Origin of the sequence: Paenibacillus sp. FSL H7-0716, from assembly GCF_038002705.1 — a bacterium.
GTDB lineage: Bacteria > Bacillota > Bacilli > Paenibacillales > Paenibacillaceae > Paenibacillus_AQ > Paenibacillus_AQ odorifer.
The window spans coordinates 1-20,070 of the sequence record NZ_JBBODA010000059.1 but is presented as its reverse complement, the minus strand read 5'-3'; the positions used below and the strand labels follow the sequence as shown (position 1 = coordinate 20,070).

Here is a 20,070-nt window from a genome sequence, read left to right as displayed (position 1 = left end):
CAAAGCCGGCGACGCTGCGGGTAAATCAGGCTGGACAGCGGGTGGTTCCACCACCACGCTGTCAGCCTCGCGCACCGCAGGTGCGCTGTAATAGCGGAGGTTCCACATCTCCGCAAGACCCTGCAGGCGGCTCCGATATGCCGCCGGACCATAGACGGCGTCGACGCGCTCCCGCGCTTGACTGCCTAGAGTCAACGCCATTCCCGGCTGCGCCAGCATGACGTTGACTCTTTCTGCCAGCGCGGAAATGTCCGACGCTGGCACGAGATTTTCGCCGCAGCCCGCTGCGTGCAGAATTTCCCGCAAGCCCCCAGAGTCGTAAGCGACCACGGGCTTTCCAAAAGCCATACCTTCCAGAGCAGTCATGCCAAAGCCTTCACGGATCAGACTAGGAACCACTAGCACATCCATGGCGCAATAGGCAGATGGAAGGCATTCAGCATAACCAACAAATTTAAACCGGGTGTACAGTCCCTCAAGCTTCACCTTGCGGACACAACGCTCATAGTAGCTTTTATCGCCAGCTGACCCAATGACAACAAATTTCGAGCTTGGATGAACCGCGTGCACAAGTACAGCCATTTTCACAAAATGTTCTAGCCCTTTTTCCTTGTTGATAAAAGAAGAAATATAACCGACCAGCTGTTCATGCGGTTTAACCCGCAATTCCCGCCGCCGTTCGCTCCGAAGCTTGCTCCAAGCCTCAATCATCATCTCTTTATCATTCCAAGAGGGAGGGAGCTGGATCACCTTTTCTGCTCTCACGTCCTCTGGAAAGCAAGCTGCAGCTGTTTGTGAAATTGCTAGTATCTCATCACTATTCCGATGAATCAGCCCTACACTAATAGGTGTATATTCATTGTCTGTTATCGTCTCTGATATTTTCCATATCACCGGAATGCCCAGTGACTTTGCAGCCATTGCTGGCAGAGCATGCACACAGGTACTTGTAATAACAAACGCCGGGCGCAGGGAATTCAGCCAGTCTATTAATTCGTGATACTCCCTGCTTTCCTGGAATTTCTGAGCATCTGCCTCCAACCCTGCATAAGGAGTGTACATTCCATATAAAAGAGGAATCGAAAGCAACTGTACACTTATTCCACAGCTTCGAGCCTGAGAAGTCAGCTTGCCGTCCTGAGGCGCAACGAGAATACAATTAAAGTACGGAGAAAGCTCCTGAGCGAAAAACAACAATAGCTTCTCCGCTCCCGTAATACTGCGTGTATTGGATACATGTGAAAAGAGGACGATTGTAGCTTTGTCAGCCATGGCGTTTCGGCGCTCCCTAACGAGGGGCCTGGAGCAGCCATTCACCTCCTTGAAAAATTTACAAACTTTCGCTAAATTCTATCCTTCGCAGAAAAGCTCACTTGAAGATAGTCGCTCCTGTAACTCGCAACAACGCTTCCGCTTAGCTCTAGAATCTCGTCAGTCAATTTCACTTCGCTCCCGAGCTTCGCCCCTTCGCTTCACCTCTGCTCTCGAATCTAGCCAGTCGCTTCCGCTCCGCTATACAAGCCCGCTCCAGACGCTGCTTCTTCTCATCAGGCCACAGGCATAAGCTGAGGTTCGGTTCTACAGTATATCGAGGAAAAACAGATGCCGGCACGACACCTGTCCCCTGGTAAGCGCACATTTCCATTCCATTTCCGGGCATATGACCTAGCCGTAAATTACTGTTAACAGCTGGTGTATACGTTTAGTGTAGGTGTGATCCTTAAGCGTCCGTTCAAAAGCGCGCAGGGCAATCGCACGGCGTTCTTCCTCATGAGTCAGGTAATAACGGATTTTATCCATCATTTCTTGAGGGCTTGCAAAAGTCTCAATTTCTTCACCAGGTTTGTAGAAAGATCCCATATCATCTCTGGCATCCACTAATTGCAGCGTACCCGTAGCCGCGATTTCAAAAGTACGCGGATTAGGAGATACCGCCGGAATCGAAAGTGTATTGTTGTTCACTACTTCATCAATGTGCGAGCGGTGGAGGTTAATAACGATTTTGGATCCGCTGTAAGCTACCGCTGTTTCCTGTGGTGACATCCACTTGCCAATCTCTATCCGATCTCCATAGAGTGCCGCCTCAGGCAGACGGTCCCACCAAATGCCGTTAATCACCGTGTTATAGTTCATCAAATCCGGAAGAATCTCACGGAAGAAATTAACCCGGTTCCAATAGGCAGAGCCAATAAAACTAACTTCGCGATTCAATGGTGAACGTGTTGTAGTTGGACGGTAATGCTCGCGGTGAGCGGCAAAAGGAAGATAATGAACTTCAGGGCAGCCAAGTCCCTTATAAAAATCAATACAATTACGCTCAAGCGTGAACACAAAATCGTAATGCGCCACAATTTTAACTGTAAAATCAGTATAATAAGGATCATCTGTAAGCCAAATGGCTGTCTTGATTCCGCTAGCCCGAAGAACGGAGATCTGCTCAAGCGGTAAATCCATACCATCCAGCACAAGTACCAGATCCGGTCTTTGCGCGGCGGCTAACTCCACTAAGTTTTGACGCACATCTGTTATCGTGACTTGTGTGGTTAATTTTTGCAGCGCGTAGAGGACTGCATCGTCTAATGGAGAGTAGGGATATCCTTTACCAGAAGCCACATACATTACATGAATATTCCGTACGGGAAATACTTCTTCTGGCCGACCATCTAAAATCGCAAGCCGTCCCCGTAAATATCCCTCATCATATCCACCCTTAAAACCACTCAGACGACCACGAAGCTTTTCTTCCTCTGGAGGTGTCAGAGGTAGCGGTGGTGCAGGCATAATAAATTCATTGTTGTTCATTATCATCCTCGCTCCTTTATCCCGTTATAGATTTCATACACTTGAAGCAATCACATTCAGCAAATGTGGCAAACGCGCAGTGAATGTATGGTTGCGCATGGTTGTCTGTAGTCCCCGTAAAGCGTATATTCGACGCTCTTTTTCATGCTTCAGATAGTACTCAATCTTCTCCTGCAATTCCTTAGCAGAGCCAAAAGTATCCAAGTCATAACCTGGACGATAATAATTGCCCAGATCCTCACGAACATCCGTAAGCTGCATAGTACCGCAGGCACTGATCTCATAAGTACGCGGGTTGATAGAGCGTGATGGTAAACGGAAGCTATTCCGGTTATCCTGCCCCTCCTCCCACGGACGGTGAATATTAATGACTAGCTTTGCACCACTGTAATAGTTCGCAGTTTCCTCAGGCGGGATAAAGCCATTGCTAATAAAAGGGGCAAGCTGGTCATAAGTCGCAAGCCGTTCCCAGAAGCCGCCAGCGATCAGCACCTTCTTATCCTTTAGATAGGGGGCAAGTTCATCAAACAGCGCTGTCCGATTATGAAATGCATTGCCAATAAACACAATATCGTACTTATACTGCGGTGCCGTACGGCGCGGATAGAACATCTTTGGATTGACGCAAAGCGGTAAATAATGAACGGATGGAACCCCAAAGGATTGATAAAACTCCACACAACCGAGCTCATGCGTAAAGACGTGATCATAATGCCGGCAAATCACTGAAGTATCCTCTGTAAAATAAGGATCATCCACAAACCAGATCGCAGTCCGAATGCCCAGCTTTCTGATTTCTGTAATCTGTTCTAAATGATTTTCCGGAAAAACATGCAGTCCATTCATAACCAGCACTGCCCCGGGCATCTCCCGAGCCGCAGTCTCCAGCATAGCTTCTGGAGTGCTAATCACAAGCTCACTTACAAGCTGCTGGAGCGCCTCAATTACCCCAGTATCGATTGCATGGAACCCTTGAGGAACATACATTAGCTTAAATGGCCGACAGGCTTCGACCTCTACAGTACTCCGACGCTGCACAGCCTCACACATGCCGAGACGATATCCTTCGTGATAACCGTCGCGATAATCTCGCGGACGCTTGTGTTTTCTCCTTTTTGCTTTCACGGCCTTCACCCTGCCCCGTTGTATTCTCAAGACAGTATAACTATATGCGGAGTCAGCACTCGCCTCATGGACATCTGTCATTACTAGAACTAAATTGGCAGATGTACCCTGTCTTTTGCCCGGCTTGCCCGAACCCCGTCAGATTTCATCCACTCGCTGGATGCTGTTATACTATAAAGGTCTAGCTAGAGGCACTAAACTTGTCATCTCTGTCCAATCTGTCCGAAGATGATTATTTTTTGAAATTCACAAGGGGGGAACTATGAATAACACCACGTTGTATTTGCGACACGCGGAGCTGCTGCGTGATCTGGTGCCATCCTTTCAAACCTATCCTTTTCATCTGCCTGCTGTTCGAACGCTGGATCGCCTGACTTTTCAAAAACCAGTGACCTTTCTTGTTGGAGAGAACGGCACGGGTAAATCAACCTTGTTAGAGGGAATTGCTGCTGCTTGGGGCTTTAACCCTGAAGGTGGAACGCTAAACTTTTCTTTTAACACTCGTTCCTCGCATTCGAGTCTCTATGAGTATTTTAGAATTGCTAGAGGGGTTAGACGGCCGAAGGACGGCTTTTTTCTACGTGCGGAGAGTTACTATAATGTGGCTTCTTATATTGATGAGTTGGATGAACAACCCGGTGGCCCACCGATCAAAGACTCCTACGGAGGCAAATCTCTGCATGAGCAGTCCCACGGAGAGTCTTTTTTAGCTACATTCGTTCACCGTTTCGGCGGCCGCGGTCTTTATATCCTCGACGAGCCTGAAGCAGCGCTTTCCCCCTTACGTCAAATGTCTCTGCTGGTGCGTATGCATGAGCTGGTCGGACAGGATTCACAGTTCATTATCGCAACTCATTCCCCCATTCTGATGTCCTATCCCGGTGCTGAAATTTTTCTCTTGGAGGGGGAGGGAATACGGTCCGTCGCCTTGGAGGAAACCGAACATTATACCGTGACCAAAGCGTTTATGAACGATCGTCAAGGGATGCTGCGTGAGTTATTTGAAGATGAATAAGCATACACGACTTCGACGTCCCTTTAATTACAACATAGAACATATAAATTCTTATATTTAAAAAAACAGCAGGTCTCCAAATCGGAAACTTGCTGTTTGCTTTGTGTTTTTTTGTGTTTGATAGGTGCTTGAAATTAGCGTCTCGCAATCCCCGTCAGCTTGTGTACAATCCATCCAAACATGACTACAACCATCATATCGAAGCACACATTAAACAAGAATAAATGCTTACCGATGTCAGCCCTTCCGTCCCCAAGAATCGGAACCAAGAAGGAGAAAATCCCTATTAGCCCTAGCAGCATCAGCAGCTCGCCGGCAATTTTGCCGCGAATATCTCTGCTGCGGAAATACTGAAACAAGGCTCCCGCAAAATACACCAGATAGAAGACGGAGAGAAATCCGAGCGTGTGCGGAATATACTTGTTTTTGAATTGGCTCCATGCACTGTAAGTATAGGATAATGCACCTGCTGGTTTATTCTCGCTTTTCTCGTAGTTTCCTAGATAATACGGGCGAATCGCCATGCTGTTACTCGCAGCATATTTCATATTATCTATCAACCGGTCCGGATGCTTCAGATAGAAGAACAACACATCTTTATGAGATACACGGTCATAGAAGTCCGGAACCAGCGAAGGATCATCCTGCTTAATCACTGTATCGGTCTGAAAATAATTCGTACCCGCCAGTACCTCCAGCCGCTCCGGCAATCCGAGATCCTGCAAGTCTCCCTTCACATCCGGTGATTCGTTTAAAATCCCAAAAAACACCGTTTGATACAGATTAATATGCTTCAGATCTTTTGGCGCTGCCACATACAAAACGATGGATACAAGAAAGATGGCAATCGAAAAACGTAAAGCCAGCTTCCTCCATTTGCCCTCTCCGTCAAGCATCATAAACCGCAAGAAAATCAGAGCAAAGGCAATCCCAATCGGTGCATTCTGGATTTTGGAGGTGACCAGAAACAGAATCGCGATAAAAAACAAGGTTAATCCTTTAGTGGTTGGCTTCTCTTGGCTGGTTAATCTTAATCCTAATGCAAATGTCAGCAGCATAAACACCATCGACACTGGTTCTCCAAACAAGGAGTTGAAATAGGCCACATACCCGATATCGTAAAATACAAATAAGATAGCTGCTCCCAACAGCAGCCCTGTAACATAAGAGCCACGAGCATTATACTTCACCAGCAGCCAAGTTGCCGCCAGTAAAAGAAGCCCATAAACTGCACCCAGCAAACGAACATCAAAAAAGCTGCCATGGATGAGCCCGCCGATCAATCTCGGCACAAGTACTATAAAAATCTGTGAAGAAGGATAAAAACCTCTAAACAAATCCTCATACGCAAACCGAGAATGGCTAAAGCTGAAAAACTGATCGGCATACGATGCAGCAGTGTCGTAGTAGTTCAGGCCGATGGTATTCATCATACGCAGAAAATCACCGTTATCGGCAACACCAATAAATGGCCCTACGAATAGCAAATAAATAATGATACCGCAGCCGGCAAGGCCTACGAGATACTCCGGTTTCCAGAACTTTTTCATGATTCCCCCTATCTCTGTGGTAACAGCTTCACATATTCGTCGGACAAATTCATTAGCTTCAAAATATACTCATAATCAGACTGATATTTTGTGAAATCCGATACTGGCTTAAGCGTATCCAGTGACACAGCTTCACCATCAGCAAAATCTTTACCAGGCACATAAAGAATATCATCATTAAAGAAAGAACCGGAAGGCAAATAATACCGCATCCCTAACACATTACGATCAATGTTCAAGAGATCATGACCAAATGCTGTAAAACCCTCTTCCTTTAAAGAAACCCCCAATAGGTTAGCTATCGTAGGAAGAATATCCAACTGTCCACCTGTTCTCTCTACTACCTTCCCTTGCTCCATTCCTGGTGCATGAACAATCAATGGAATATTAAAGCGACTGATCCGGGAATCGTATGGAATCCCCAGCGCACTTTCTACTTGCTCGGGTGGCACATCCTGCGGCTGCAAGCCAAAATGATCGCCGTACATCACCAGCACAGTGTTATCCCACATTCCGTTTTTCTTCAAACCCTCTATTAAAGTTCCAATGGCATAATCAGTATAGTTAATAGCAGTCAAATAATCGCCAAGCATCGTGTTTTTTAACTCATCAGGCACTGAGATCTTCTTAAAAGAGTCCGGGATTTGGAAGGGATGGTGGCTGGACGCCGTCACCATTTGTGCGTAGAAAGGAGTTCCTTTCTTCTGCAGCTCTGCCAGTTTCTCGACACCCGTAATATAAAGCTGTTCATCGGAAGCACCAAACGCATTAAAATGATCATTAGTAAAATAATCTTTATCATAATAGCCGTTAAATCCAAGCGCAGGATATAGCTCATTCCGATTCCAAAAGCCCACTTGATTCACGTGAAAGGTGTACGCCTCATACCCTTTATCTCTCAGCAGACGTGGTAGGCTCGGCAGTTCTCTATCCCCGAATCCAGTGGACATTGCCAACGTCCCGATTGGATAAATCGACGTGTTGCTCATAAATTCAGCGTCAGAAGTATTGCCCGGACCAATCTGCTGGTAGACATGGGGGAAGTAAAATCCCTCATCTGCCAACTTGTTCAACACTGGAGTCAGCTCTTGACCCTTCAGGGATTGATGCAGCGGGAAGTTTTGAAAAGCTTCCATTTGGATGACAATTACATTTTTGCCCTTTTGCGAGCCAAAATAATCAGGTGCTGTGCCCGCGGCCTTACTACTATAAGGATAGGAAGCTTGCAGTTCATCAATCTTCGCGATTGTATCCTTAATATCTCCGGTTCCAATGAGATTGTTATCTTCCTTGACCTTAATTGCGGCAACGACCTCATAATTCAGGAATCCGGCACTTTCTGCCTGCACAAGCTCATTTGTAATTCCCCGCGCAGAATTGACAGAATTGGCCGATAAAGCAAAACCTCCAAGAATAGCCACCAGAATCACCATCATATGTGCCAATCGTGTGTTCCGGGAGCTGAATCGCTCACGCCCACGCGGATAGGCTTTTCCATGCTTCCATCTGCGGATCAAGACATAGATTGCCATGATCACAAAATCAGCGAAAAATAAATAATCAATAGTCTGTATCGTTGATTCTACACTTGCCTTCACTTGAAATACCTGATTCAGTTCATATAAAGCCAGATACGTAGGAACAGAACCAAAGTGATTGAAATATACACTGGCTGCGAACAGCAGCAGCGATAATATCCCGTTAAATGTCCAATAGACGGCTGTTCTCACCCGCGAAGGAGTAATGACCGTCAGAATCCCCATAATGAAGAGGACTGGAGCAACATCTGCTGCAATCCACTCCCAAGCAATTCTATCAAAGAACAGCACTCTCAGCAGGAGCAGCTTCAACCATAGCAGCAGGACAACAATATAGAACTGAGCTCGATTCGGCCCGTGCTTTTTCACGTTTTAATCCCCTCTTACCTTTTCATTTGTTCTGATTATGAAATCTATTCATCTTTTCTGTAAAATATCAGATTGTTCTAGTATAACAATACTTACTTTTTTTATCAAAAATGTGCACCGTTCGCTCCCATTACAAACAGGGAAATCCCGCACCTTTTCGGCTGTGGAACCTCCCTATTTAAGCCTATTATGTTATGCCTTTCAATCTAAGACTGGCTTGCTGGCAAATCCTCTTTCACCTTCCAGATCGTTAAATCACTATCATAATATACAGTGATCTCAGGACTGCCAAGCTTATGAAAGGTGAGATTCCCGGGCTCCTGATCTCTTTTAAGCAAGCTATATTCGCCCACATCAGCAACGCTAAATATCTTAGTCAGCAGAGGTGCTGCCTTCTCACGTAGCCGATCCCCATCAATTAGAGACAGCTCACGGTCTAATACCGTTAGTTGTTTGGGATCTGTTTTATCACTAGCACGAGGATTTGTATCACTAATCTGCTCAATCCTTCTAGTAACCGTATCGAAGGTAACCGAAACCTTGGATCCGTATTGCAGCGTAAACGTATCCTGATCCTTGTCCATAGCCCGAAATACTAAACTAAGCTCTTCATCACCTCCGGTACCTCTCAATATCTTCAATGCCTCTTCCCCAGCTTGACGCGTCTCTTCTGATACCGCCGAGGCCTCAAGCGTGGCTGATGCGTAATCGAATTCACCATTTACAAATCCGATACGCCATTTCTCTGCCCTAAAGTTATTTTCAATTTTCACGCCAGAATGTTGTTTAGCATCATATTCAACATATCTGAGCACATCATAAGCTGAATCATTCGCATAACCCAGTTTGCCCTTGATCTCTTCCGCACGGGTTTTCATTTCAGCGTCGATCTCCGCAGTTGTCAGCATCGCGCTCATCTTCGTTTGCACCAGTTCTCCTGTCTCATAATTGATCCAAATATATGCGGAGTCCTCACCTTTCTGGTAAGAGTAAAATATCTGCTGCTGCTCCTTAAGCCATTCCCGGTGATCTAACGGATAAGTCTTTCCAAGTAAACTCTGCATCACCTGATCTGCGTTCCGCTGTAGCTCAGCCTCCGTGAAATGCGACGAAACCTCAGTTTGCGCAGGGTTGCTTGAATCATTACCGAGGAACCTTCCATTCAGAAAGAATACACCTAAGCCCAACAATACAATAAAACTCGCCACAGCCAACAATTGCACAGGTAGTCTTTTTCCTGAGTAAGATTCCGCTCTCTGTTGATCTTCTTGAATTCGGCGAATGACGTTGTCTGCATGCCTCATAGTAAACTTTTTATTTCCAAAAGGTCCTTTTCGGGCCTGAGCATACCATTCCGGTTTATGATCCTCCATCATTCTACCTCCTTTAATTTGTTCTGAATTTTTTGCCGCGCTCGGTGCAATCTTGATTTTACCGTTCCGTGACTCAAGTTCATCAGTTCAGCTATTTCTTTTATAGAGAGCTCATATTTCAAATCCAGGACCAATATTTCGCGCAGCTTGGGAGACAATGCCATAATTTGATCCCATATCTCACCAATGGACTGATTACCCAAATACTCCATCTCCGCAGATCGGGCTACGCCAAGAGGTTCGATAGTTTTATCCCGCTGCTTCACATCAACCGTGGACAATGGCTGTACACCACCCCATAAGCCAGAACGAAAAAAGCGCGATTTCCGGTGCGAAAAAACAGTATTCCTGGCAATCGTAAGCAACCATGCTTTAAATGAAGAATTCCCCCGGTACGTTCCGATCCGGTAATAACATTTAATGAATACTTCTTGAGCCAGATCATCGGCTTGTTCAGAATTTTTGGTAAGATAATAGATATAATTCCATATATCCTCTCCGTAACGGCTCATGATTTCTCTTAGTTGCTGTTCATTCATCGTCTCGCTGTGCTGAAGACCTTCCAGTTCCAATTAGCTTCACCTCACTTAATACGACCTCACAAAAGGCACTTTAGTTCCCTTATGTTCATATTTTCTCATAAAAAAACAGGGGGTCCAGTGATCAGTGATCCCCTGCGAATGATATGATATCCGAATCAGCCTCTCCCCTCAAACGATCGAGGTATGCGTGAGTAATCTTTTAATAGAACGGTTAGCTTCATTTAGTACAATTTCTTTATCCACAGTCTTTAGCAAACCTCTTTCCATCACGATCTCCCCGTCGATTATCGTTGTCTCCACATCTGCCCGCGTAGCGGAATATACAATTCTAGAGATGGGATCAACGTCGTAAGAGGGGAAGGTATGAAAATTGTAGAGATTCAGGAGCACTAGATCTGCTTTTTTGCCTACCTCGATACTCCCGATCTTATCCTCCATCCCTACGGCCTTCGCCCCGCCAATAGTAGCCATACGGAATACACTGCGGGCATCCATGGTTGTGGGTCCGTGATGAGGCTTTTGAATAATTGCCGCCAATCGCATCTCATTAAACATATCCAGATTGTTGTTGCATGGAGCGCCATCCGCTCCCAGACTAAGAGAAACATGCTCATGTAGCATCCCTGGTGTGTCGGCAATTCCGGAGGCCAATTTCAGATTGGAACCCGGGCAATGACTTACATGCACCCCTCGATCCCGCAAAATCCGCCGCTCCTCAGCATCCAGCCACACGCAATGCGCCAGTATAAGCCGTTCATTGGCTAATCCTAGATGATCCAGATAGACGATGTTACGCATGCCAGTCATGGCCTGCACAATCTCAATTTCCCCTAAATTCTCAGACGCATGAGTATGCACCTTCACATCGTATCTTGCGGACAGATCCCGCACCTCGGTTAATAAAGGCTCTGTACAGGAAATCACAAAACGTGGAGAAAATGCATACTGAATCCGGCCGTTTCCATAACCATTCCATTTTTCCAGTAGATCGACACTTTCCTGCAGAGAAGATGCGGTATCCTCCTGTAGCACCTCAGGCACATCTCCCCCTTTTTGATCCATCATCACCTTGCCGGACAAGGCCCGGATTCCACTTTTAGCTATAGCCTGAAACGCAAAATCCGTATGATGGACAGTCTCCATATCCACAATCGTCGTCGTGCCGCTGGTGATCAGTTCGCCGATGCCAAGCATAGCCGAATAATAAAGGGATTCTTCATCATGCGCGGCCTCTAATGGCCAGATTCGTTTACGCAGCCAATCCATCAGCTCCAGATCGTCCCCTTTACCACGGAATAACGTCTGGCATAAATGAATATGAGTCTGGATAAAACCCGGAATTAATGTACGGTTCGTAGCATCAATAATCTGCTCGTCACCCTGCGGGATCAGGCCAGTGCCGATTTCAACGATGAGATCATCCTTAATCCGGACATCCCCGTGTATAATTTCCTCTTGCTTGTTCATCGTAATGATTTCGGCATTTTTGATCAAAATATTCCCCATAGCCCTTCTCCCCCTCATTGAGTTAATTCCAGTACAACTTCACGCTTGTAACACAAAAAGGCCACAAAAATATGCCTGAGCATATTTTCGTAGCCAGAAATTTACGGTTCCCGGTAGAGACCCTTAAACCAATTATTAAGGATATACGAAAAAAAGACTATTCATTTGTAATTTGAATAGTCCAATAATAATCTAAAGACATGTTATATGTCAATATACATTACATATAAAATCGATTGTGTATTTTAAATACTGTTTTATAGAAGAAAATCAGTGTTTTGCGTTACATAAAATAACATTAATTCGTTTTATGAATATGATAATTCTGTTTCAAGAAAATTTCGATCACGCTAACCTGTAAATCGCGTCAGATTTACTGTCAGGAAAACACGGAAAATAAGCTATCCGAGAGCTATTTCATGGCTTAAGAGACACCCGTTTCGTTCGATAAGGTCGGCCATTTCGGACAATCTCTGCTTACTCTAACGCCTTGTGGTAAACCGCTGTGCGCATATAGCGCGGTATGGCAGACTGGTCAGAGCCCGGTAGTGTACGCCAAGCTCTATTCATCTAACTGACCTATGCCGACCCTACTGCTACTCAACTGCTGCTCAACTGCTACTACTGCACTGCTTCGGCTTCTTGTATTTCTCCACTACGCCTACTCCACTGCTTCAGCACTCCTACATTCTCCTTGCGCCCACTCTACTACTACTTCTAATGCTTCTGCTACCACTACTGTCCCTACACTACTCCTACTTCTGCACTTCTACGTTCCCCTTGCGCCTATTCCACTGCTACGTCTACTGCTTCTGCTACTACTACTGTCCCTACACTACTTCTACTTCTGCACTTCTACGTTCCCCTCGCACCTATTACACTGCTACCTCTACTGCTTCTGCTACTACTGTCCCTACACTACTTCTACTTCTGCACTTCTATGTTCCCCTTGCGACTATTACACTGCTACGTCTTCTGCTTCTGCTTCTACACTACTCCTACTTCTGTACTTCTACTTTCTCCTTGCGCCTATCCACTGCTACATCTACTTCTACTACTACACTACTCCTTCTTCTTCACCGATAATTTCCCCATGCGCCTACTCCACTGCTACATCTACTTCTACTTCTACTTCTACTGCTCTCGCTACGTCCACACCACTGGTGAGTCATAATCCTCCATACTTTCGGACCCAGATGGCACTATTTGCACATTTTTCGCCTTTTGAGCAAGATTTCGGACTCCAGTGACGCTATTCCCTCGAAACAGGTCCATACGCGGTGTGTTTTATACCAATAGCTGCGCTGGAGTCCGATAGCATTCCAAATGTGGTGAAATGCCACGTTTAAGGTCATCTGGGTCCGTTACTGTCGAGTCATACTCTGCCACTGATGCTTTCGGACCCAGATGACGCTATTTGCACATTTTTCGCCTTTTGAGCAAGATTTCGGACTCCAGTGACGCTATTCCCTCGAAACAGGTCCATATGCGGTGTGTTTTGTACCAATAGCTGCGCTGGAGTCCTATAGCATTCCAAATGTGGGGAAATTTCGCGTTTAAGGTCTGCTGGGTCCGATACTGTCGAGTCATACTCTGCCACTGATACTTTCGGACCCAGATGACGCTATTTGCACATTTTTCGCCTTTTGAGCATGGTTTCGGACTACAGTGACGCTATTCCCTCGAAACAGGTCCATACGCGGTGTGTTTTATACCAATAGTTGCGCTGGAGTCCGATAGCCTCCCAAATGTGGTGAAATGCCACGTTTAAGGTCATCTGGGTCCGATAGTGTCGAGTCATACTCTGCCACTGATACTTTCGGACCCAGATGACGCTATTTGCACATTTTTCGCCTTTTGAGCAGCAGGGTTTCCGTAAGCGCAAATGCTACCTAATCAAACAAAGTTTTTGTTTAGAGAAAGGTGTTATTTCACGAAAAAAGAGGATATCCCAGCAGCCACTTGATGGCTCATGAGATATCCTCTGGTTCTCTTGCTATGTTAAGCTTCCGAATTTCCTGCTTTTATAGAACCTTCTCGAACACCGGAAAATTAGCGGTGCGCCCCGGAAAAGTTACTTCACCCCTGCGATCATAACCTAACTTTGGATATAGGGCGAGTGCCCTAGTGTTCTTAGCATATGTATCCAGACGGATACTTGAATAACCATTCTGGCGAGCATATTCTTCTGCATAAGTGCTAAGACGGCGTGCAATTCCCTTCCCTTGAACTTCGGGATGTACAGCTAATCTATGCATAATTAAATGAGGTCCTTGCGTTTCTTTCCAGTCAATCTTCTCATACTGCTCGGATTGGCGCTCGTCCAACACTAGAATGCCAGCCACCGCATTGTTCTCCTCACATACCCATAGATTGCCACGTTCAATATCAAGGGAGATGATCTCCCGATTCGGATAATGCTCGTCCCACTGATCGCTGCCACCTGCTTGCATCACCTGTACGCATTTGGCAATCAGCTCCATAATTTCATCAATCTCATCTTTGCGTGCTCTGCGAATCTCAGTACCCATGAATCATCCCTGCCTTCATCTTAACCTCATATTATTTTCACTTTCATTATGAAGTTTATCACATCGGCAACGCAGCAAACCAGTCCGCACGAAAACCCCAAGACCCGCTCACGGGCGGAGCGGATCTTGTCATCTGTGTCCCCTAGCTGAATTCCAGCTTATGCCCGTCCTCGAAGCCCTTGGCGAAACCGGCGTCGAACCCCACGTTGTATGCTTCGGTGTAGCCCTGTTGAAAGGCGTCTGCCGGAGGCGTTTCCGGCGAAACGCCCAGCTCCGGGGGGAGCGGAATTACCTGTGGTGCAGGCGGAGCCTCGCTCACGGGTACCACAATTACCGGTGGCTGCGCAACCCTTACTTTACGAACAAGCTTACGACGAAGTCTTCTTTTCTTGCGTAGCAATAGGCCTTTTTTCGACTTCCCATAACGAGCAGTTTTCCGGGCAAGAACTCTGCGGGATTTACGGGCTAGCCCTTTACGAACTTTTGCCTTCCGCGAGAGCAGCAATGTGCGTCTACGGGTTCTGCCTGAACGTAGCGTTCTGCGGCTTTTTTTCTTCATGCTTCTACTCCTCCTGTGCTCCATGTTCTCTGGAGGTTCCTACGGCGTATGCCTTGCTCAGCCATGGCGCAGCAGGAATTCCCCGTTTAGGACGATGTAGTGAAATCCCGGACATCATCCGGCACATCGCACTCTGATACCCACTTAAAATCCTGATATTGTCGCTCAATTTGCGGGCCGTCAACTCAGATTGCTCCGTCAATTCGGCGATGCTCTCCAAGATGGCCGCCAAAGCAGCCTGACTGCGCGAAATGGAGCGAATCATCTCCAGCTTGACGGCATGTTCAGAGAGACGGTCCCCGCTCATTTGCTGTCTTCTCCAAAACTAAAGCCATCACCTGACATGTCTCCAAAACCTTCCCCGCCACCATCGTCTTCACCACTGCCCAGCACTGCTTTTAAATTGCTGTAGAGTCCGTTCTCCAGTTTGGTCAGCCCTTCGACCATCTCCACGATGACCTCGTGTATAGAGAGGGACTCCTTCAGTTGCTCACTGTGGGAATCAAAGGCTCTAGCGTGGATATGATGCTGTGCCCACTGCTTTATCTTTTCAGCTTCAACCGCCTTAGCTTCCAGAATCAACGCAACGTTCCACTGGATGGCGGCGGTGGACTCCAGCATTTGCAGATAAGCCTTTTCTCTGCTCATCTTCCGCCTCCTGCTCCTATAGCGTTACTCTTCTTCTTGACCGTTCAATTCCTTAATCACTCTGCCTACCCCATCAGCCATCGCTTCTTCCAGATCTGCAAGTGCATTCAAGTAAGCAATAATATTCTTGTTTACCTGAGTTGAGCTTTCGATCATCCCGCTGATCCCATCAAAATCAGGCTCCGCATCTGGCAGATCGTGGACAATTTGCGACATACGGACAGCCACATGGCGCTCAGCATCTAGAATCCGCGCCATCTGTTCGTGCGTATGGGCCATGTGCTGCAGGACTTTAGTTATTTTACTCTGCACCTTCATGTCTCCTTTGCTCAAACGCCCTGCTACAGCATATGCGGCAGGAGCCGGGACGGTGCCGGGATCCTCGACAAGTTAAGGCTCTATTCGTGACTGGAATGACATAAAAATTACGTTATTGCTAAGTACATTTAAAAGGATTAAAATGTGAAATGCGCAATCCTGAGTTTACCAAAGGTTGGTGGGGAATATATGAAGCTTGAAAGCAAGCGTATCGATCTAATACCTTTAACTGCCCCAGAGCTCTCGCTAGCAATAGATAACTATTCGGAGCTACAGCAACAATTAGGCTTAGCTGCCATCAGTGCGGCGCTTGATGATGAAATGCAATATGCTATGCAGATCAGGCTAAAAAAGGTGCAGCAGGACCCCGACCATTACCTATGGTTAACGAACTGGGCCATCGTTCATCGGGAAGATCAATGTATTATAGGATTCATTATCCTTAAAGGTTACCCGAATGAGAAAGGCGAGGTTATTCTAGGGTATGGGATTGATGAGAAATATAGAAGAAAAGGGTATGCAACAGAGGCACTACACACAATTAATGCATGGATTTTCTCCCATCCCCAAGCTGTCTATGTAATCGCTGACACAGAAAAAGATAATACAGCCTCCCACAAAGTATTGGAGCGTCTAGGCTCTGAGAGATACAAAGAAACTGAGGATTTAATCTGGTGGAGGATTTCCAACCCCCGAGCCCTCTGAGTAACGTGTGATTTCAAAGCCCTTGCGGCTATCTATAGCAGGATTACAACAAAAAAAGCACTGCCTTATGGCAGTGCATCTTTTAACTTTTCCCCCGCCTCGTGTAAAGACTGGAACGTCCCCGCATCACTCCACCAATCCTTAAGCACATCATAACTAAGTCTGCGATCAGCGGCGTATATATTATTTACATCGGTAATCTCCAGCTCCCCCCTCTTGGAAGGCGATACCTGCCGGATGATATCAAATACAGCTTCATCGTACATATAAATACCAGTTACACAATAATTGGTCTTCGGATGCTCCGGCTTTTCTTCGATATAAGCAATCCATGCAGCATCTTGACTATCAAACACAGGTACACCGTATCTGCGCGCGTCGTCCACCGGCTTCAGCAACACCTTTGCAGTGCCCGCTGGCTGACGAAGATAACTCTCCACATAAGGCTTCAGATCATCCATAAAAAGATTATCCCCGAGCAATACAACAAATCGTTCCCCTGGAAAAATGAACCCTTCTGCTAAATCAAGCGCCTCGGCAATGCCTCCGGCAGCTTCCTGAATTTTATAGGTCAGAGATACACCAAATGCAGCACCGCTACCTAAAAAATCCGTGTACAGGCCGGCAGACTGCTTGCTTATGACCAGAAGAATGTCGGTAATTCCTCCCCGGCGAAGCCGGTCTATGCCGTAACAGACCATAGGATATTTGCCGACCGGAAGCAAATGTTTGTTCATAAGCCGGGTCAGCGGTTGAAGTCTAGATCCTGTTCCGCCCGCCAGTATGACTCCTTTCACTTACTTTCCTCCTCTTTATCTACGTCCTTTGCCTTCGGATCTGCACTTCACATAAAATTAATAGGGTCTACATTCCATTTATCTGTAAAGATCTTACGATTTCGTTCCACTAGTTCCTGCAGTCCGGTATTGTAAACTTGCTTAAAACTTGCACTTCCTTCATGGTGCACCAAGCAATCCCCGGCGATAAGCAGCCGATATCCCTTTATCCTGGCGCGATAACAATAATCATCATCTTCGTAATGTCCAGGTGAGAATCTCTCATCCAGTAGACCTACGGAAGTTAGCAGCTCTCTTTTGAATAAAAAACATAATCCTACCAGCCGTCTCGTCTCCAGCCATTTCTGGGGATTTGGAAGGTTCGCCCTCTCAGCAGCCTGATGAAAACCTATCAGACCTTCATAATCGGTCTTCACCTGTTGACGTCCACTGGCATAGTTTGTGACTGGCCCAACAATACCTACATCAGGAGCACTATATAGAGCTCTCTTCAGATTAGTTAACCATCCTTGAGACACCACTACATCGTTATTCAGCAGCAGAACTTCATCACCTGAAGCTAGCTGTAGCCCCAAATTGCATGCAGTTGGAAAGCCGCGATTGTCAGGCAATGAAATAAACGTTATATGATTCGCACGGCAATAGGTGTCTGTTCCGTCCGTTGAAGCATTGTCCACTACGATAATCTCATAAGGCTGTGGAGTGTAGGCAAGAATAGATTCCACACAGGCCCGCAGCAAGGGCAGCGCATTGTAGGTTGGAATAATAATACTCGTCAGCGTCATATCCGATTCCTCCAAGCGGCTACCTGTCTGCGGTACTCACGCTGTGTCTCACTACTTAGCAGACCGCCAGCTTTTCGCCGGGAAAGAACCTCATGTAGAGCCTCAGCATGATCTCCTATGATCAGTTTTTCCACAGCATTTCCAACCCCTGTATTTGCCTTGCGCAGCCGATTATGTTTAATAACATTTACCGTTCCTACCTTCTCCACCCGTAACTTTTCTAATACAGAACGAGCTTGGGCTTTAGGTGGAACCATCAATTCACGGTAGCCTATGGTCTCAAGCGCATGCCGCGAAAGCGCATGAGGAACAGCTGTCATAGAGCTAACCCCGAGATCGTACCTATCCAGAGCATAATTCAGAAACAGTTTGCTGCGGGTGACATCATCACATAATCCAAAAGAAGGCATCAGTGAGTCTAAATCATTAAGAGCTACATCAATCCCACGATCTACAGCCGCCGTGAATGAAACGAGCTGAGAGGCCGGAATGACCATATCTCCATCCAGAAAAAGCAATATATCCCCGCGACTCAGCTTCGCACCGATAGCCCGACCCACATCATGTCCGACAGACTCTGGGCAGTGTACTACAATGGCTTGACGATGTTGTCTAGAAATAGGAAAAGAGTTATCACTGCAGCCATTAAGTACGACGATAATTTCTGCAGGTTCAAGCCGTGCAACCTGATGCAGCAGACGTGACAAGGTCTGCTCCTCATTACGCGCGGAGATAATGACTGACAAAGTCCCGCGTAACTTCGGTAATTTCAGAGTCTCCTTGCCTGCCTTCGATTGCCGAGACAGAAGCGGGCGAGCAGCAGCGTTGGCTTTTACAGAGCGATTGGCTGACCTGTGACGAATTGGGCGTTTCTTTGCCGTTCGAGCTGCTGTGCCTCGTAAAGTTGCAACCATCATCTCACCATCTCTCTGCGCCGGGCTCCGTCGCCAAAGCCCGCTCTGTTCCCCCGATGTTCCAGCAAGAGGGATACAGCCTCCATATGATCCGCTGTAATCAACTGCTGCAATGGATCTATGCCGTCTTCCTTGCGCCTCACCGCATTTAACTTCCCTACAGGTACTTTGTGAGCGGCTACCACTTGCAGTCCACTAAGAATTGCCTGGGCATGCGCCAGTGGAGGACGTGATAATGAATCGCTCCCTAAAATATCAAGTGCTCTGCGGCTGATTGCGTGCGGAACTGCCGTCATCGAACATCCCTTCAGATCTGGACGGCCAAGCAGAATATTCAGTGCATGTTTAGACAGCACCACCGGATGGGGGGACAGCTTCCGGACCGGACCGGAATAATCATTAAGCGCTATGTCCACTCCACCACTAACAGCAGTGACGTAAGGACGCAGCCCCGAAGCAGGTATCACCAAATCTCCATCTGTAAACAATAGGATTTCGCCCTTGGCTGCCTCAGCTCCCACACTACGGCCAGCGTCGTGTCCAAGCGGCAACTCATAGGAAATAACACGCGCACCCAGCGATTGTGCAATCCCTGCCGTTTGATCAGTGGATCCATTCACGACCACAATTACCTCGCAGCGCGGATGGACCCCTCTGGCTCCAGATATCACTCCCGCAATGGTCTGAGCTTCATTCATGGCTGGAATAATAACCGAAACATAGGGATTAGGATGGTTAACTATAGGGACTACAGCGAATTGCCGCACTGGGCGTGAAGTCCGCCGCTTCATCCGAGAGACCCGCCGTCCTGTGCGGCGGGCAGAAGTTCGTTTGGGCTTCATGCTCATCCACCTTCCTTACAGAGCCAATTCTTCAGGCTGAGGGTTACAACACAGTTTATGTACTACAACGTACAGGGTAACGGCAATTGTCTCCTGTCGTTCTGAAAACAGGACAAATGTACTCCCCACCAAACTTCGGCTTAGATACATT

Annotated in this window: 20 protein-coding genes and 1 riboswitch; of the genes, 2 read left to right on the top strand and 18 right to left on the bottom strand. The window is 46.8% G+C overall.

Annotation, left to right across the window (positions count from 1 at the left end):
• The 4 genes from MHH60_RS32340 to MHH60_RS32325 all read right to left on the bottom strand — a co-directional run.
• On the bottom strand, positions 1–1,272 hold a 1,272-nt coding region (locus MHH60_RS32340; RefSeq protein ID WP_341161211.1), incomplete at its 3' end, for a glycosyltransferase.
• A 169-nt stretch (positions 1,273–1,441) separates the two neighbouring features.
• On the bottom strand, positions 1,442–1,612 hold the full coding sequence (locus tag MHH60_RS32335; protein ID WP_179088875.1) for a hypothetical protein: 171 nt from the start codon (positions 1,610–1,612) through the stop codon (positions 1,442–1,444).
• 53 nt (positions 1,613–1,665) lie between these two features.
• A complete protein-coding gene (locus tag MHH60_RS32330) occupies positions 1,666–2,781 on the bottom strand; it encodes a CgeB family protein (RefSeq protein ID WP_076134266.1) in 1,116 nt (371 codons plus the stop codon).
• A 54-nt stretch (positions 2,782–2,835) separates the two neighbouring features.
• Positions 2,836–3,936 (bottom strand): CgeB family protein, encoded by a 1,101-nt coding sequence (locus tag MHH60_RS32325; protein WP_076134231.1) that lies wholly within the window; start codon positions 3,934–3,936, stop codon positions 2,836–2,838.
• 253 nt (positions 3,937–4,189) lie between these two features.
• Between MHH60_RS32325 and MHH60_RS32320 the strand changes: the two genes are divergently transcribed.
• Positions 4,190–4,942, top strand: coding sequence for an AAA family ATPase (locus tag MHH60_RS32320; protein WP_076134230.1), 753 nt, complete (start codon positions 4,190–4,192; stop codon positions 4,940–4,942).
• A gap of 134 nt (positions 4,943–5,076) precedes the next feature.
• On the opposite strand, the gene wsfD is transcribed toward MHH60_RS32320, so the two are convergent.
• The 10 genes from wsfD to MHH60_RS32270 form a co-directional block, all read right to left on the bottom strand.
• Positions 5,077–6,492: a glycan biosynthesis hexose transferase WsfD gene (gene wsfD, locus MHH60_RS32315; protein WP_076134228.1), complete on the bottom strand. Its 1,416-nt coding sequence runs from the start codon at positions 6,490–6,492 to the stop codon at positions 5,077–5,079.
• An 8-nt stretch (positions 6,493–6,500) separates the two neighbouring features.
• Positions 6,501–8,399: an LTA synthase family protein gene (locus tag MHH60_RS32310; RefSeq protein WP_076134226.1), complete on the bottom strand. Its 1,899-nt coding sequence runs from the start codon at positions 8,397–8,399 to the stop codon at positions 6,501–6,503.
• Positions 8,400–8,605: 206 nt separating this feature from the next.
• The gene (locus MHH60_RS32305; RefSeq protein WP_076134225.1) at positions 8,606–9,772 is read right to left on the bottom strand and encodes a hypothetical protein; all 1,167 of its coding nucleotides are present in this window, start codon (positions 9,770–9,772) and stop codon (positions 8,606–8,608) included.
• A complete protein-coding gene (locus tag MHH60_RS32300; RefSeq protein WP_076134223.1) occupies positions 9,772–10,344 on the bottom strand; it encodes an RNA polymerase sigma factor in 573 nt (190 codons plus the stop codon). Before MHH60_RS32300 ends, MHH60_RS32305 begins: the two co-directional genes overlap by 1 nt.
• Positions 10,345–10,482: 138 nt before the next feature.
• Positions 10,483–11,820 carry a 5'-deoxyadenosine deaminase gene (locus MHH60_RS32295; RefSeq protein ID WP_076134221.1) on the bottom strand — a complete coding sequence of 446 codons (1,338 nt, stop codon included), beginning with the start codon at positions 11,818–11,820 and terminating at the stop codon, positions 10,483–10,485.
• Between the two features lie 70 nt (positions 11,821–11,890).
• Positions 11,891–11,989, bottom strand: a riboswitch (purine riboswitch).
• Between the two features lie 1,855 nt (positions 11,990–13,844).
• Positions 13,845–14,351 (bottom strand): GNAT family N-acetyltransferase, encoded by a 507-nt coding sequence (locus MHH60_RS32290; RefSeq protein ID WP_076134220.1) that lies wholly within the window; start codon positions 14,349–14,351, stop codon positions 13,845–13,847.
• Between the two features lie 142 nt (positions 14,352–14,493).
• Positions 14,494–14,910: a hypothetical protein gene (locus MHH60_RS32285; protein WP_076130443.1), complete on the bottom strand. Its 417-nt coding sequence runs from the start codon at positions 14,908–14,910 to the stop codon at positions 14,494–14,496.
• Between the two features lie 4 nt (positions 14,911–14,914).
• Entirely contained in the window at positions 14,915–15,217 is a 303-nt protein-coding gene (locus MHH60_RS32280; protein ID WP_051491084.1) for a hypothetical protein, read from the bottom strand.
• Positions 15,214–15,558 carry a restriction endonuclease subunit S gene (locus MHH60_RS32275; protein ID WP_076134218.1) on the bottom strand — a complete coding sequence of 115 codons (345 nt, stop codon included), beginning with the start codon at positions 15,556–15,558 and terminating at the stop codon, positions 15,214–15,216. The genes MHH60_RS32280 and MHH60_RS32275 overlap by 4 nt, the downstream gene beginning before the upstream one ends.
• Positions 15,559–15,582: 24 nt before the next feature.
• Entirely contained in the window at positions 15,583–15,870 is a 288-nt protein-coding gene (locus tag MHH60_RS32270) for a hypothetical protein (protein WP_036679726.1), read from the bottom strand.
• Between the two features lie 195 nt (positions 15,871–16,065).
• On the opposite strand from MHH60_RS32270, the gene MHH60_RS32265 reads away from it, so the two are divergent.
• Entirely contained in the window at positions 16,066–16,581 is a 516-nt protein-coding gene (locus MHH60_RS32265) for a GNAT family N-acetyltransferase (RefSeq protein WP_076134217.1), read from the top strand.
• Between the two features lie 65 nt (positions 16,582–16,646).
• Here MHH60_RS32265 and MHH60_RS32260 read toward each other — a convergent pair whose 3' ends face one another.
• From MHH60_RS32260 to MHH60_RS32245, 4 genes are read right to left on the bottom strand one after another with little or no spacing between them, the layout of a single operon-like run.
• Positions 16,647–17,378, bottom strand: coding sequence for a sugar phosphate nucleotidyltransferase (locus MHH60_RS32260; RefSeq protein WP_076134215.1), 732 nt, complete (start codon positions 17,376–17,378; stop codon positions 16,647–16,649).
• Between the two features lie 47 nt (positions 17,379–17,425).
• On the bottom strand, positions 17,426–18,163 hold the full coding sequence (locus MHH60_RS32255; RefSeq protein ID WP_076134214.1) for a glycosyltransferase family 2 protein: 738 nt from the start codon (positions 18,161–18,163) through the stop codon (positions 17,426–17,428).
• Entirely contained in the window at positions 18,160–19,080 is a 921-nt protein-coding gene (locus MHH60_RS32250) for a glycosyltransferase family 2 protein (RefSeq protein WP_111505479.1), read from the bottom strand. Before MHH60_RS32250 ends, MHH60_RS32255 begins: the two co-directional genes overlap by 4 nt.
• Positions 19,077–19,919, bottom strand: coding sequence for a glycosyltransferase family 2 protein (locus tag MHH60_RS32245; RefSeq protein WP_306081880.1), 843 nt, complete (start codon positions 19,917–19,919; stop codon positions 19,077–19,079). Before MHH60_RS32245 ends, MHH60_RS32250 begins: the two co-directional genes overlap by 4 nt.
• Positions 19,920–20,070: the final 151 nt, after the last annotated feature.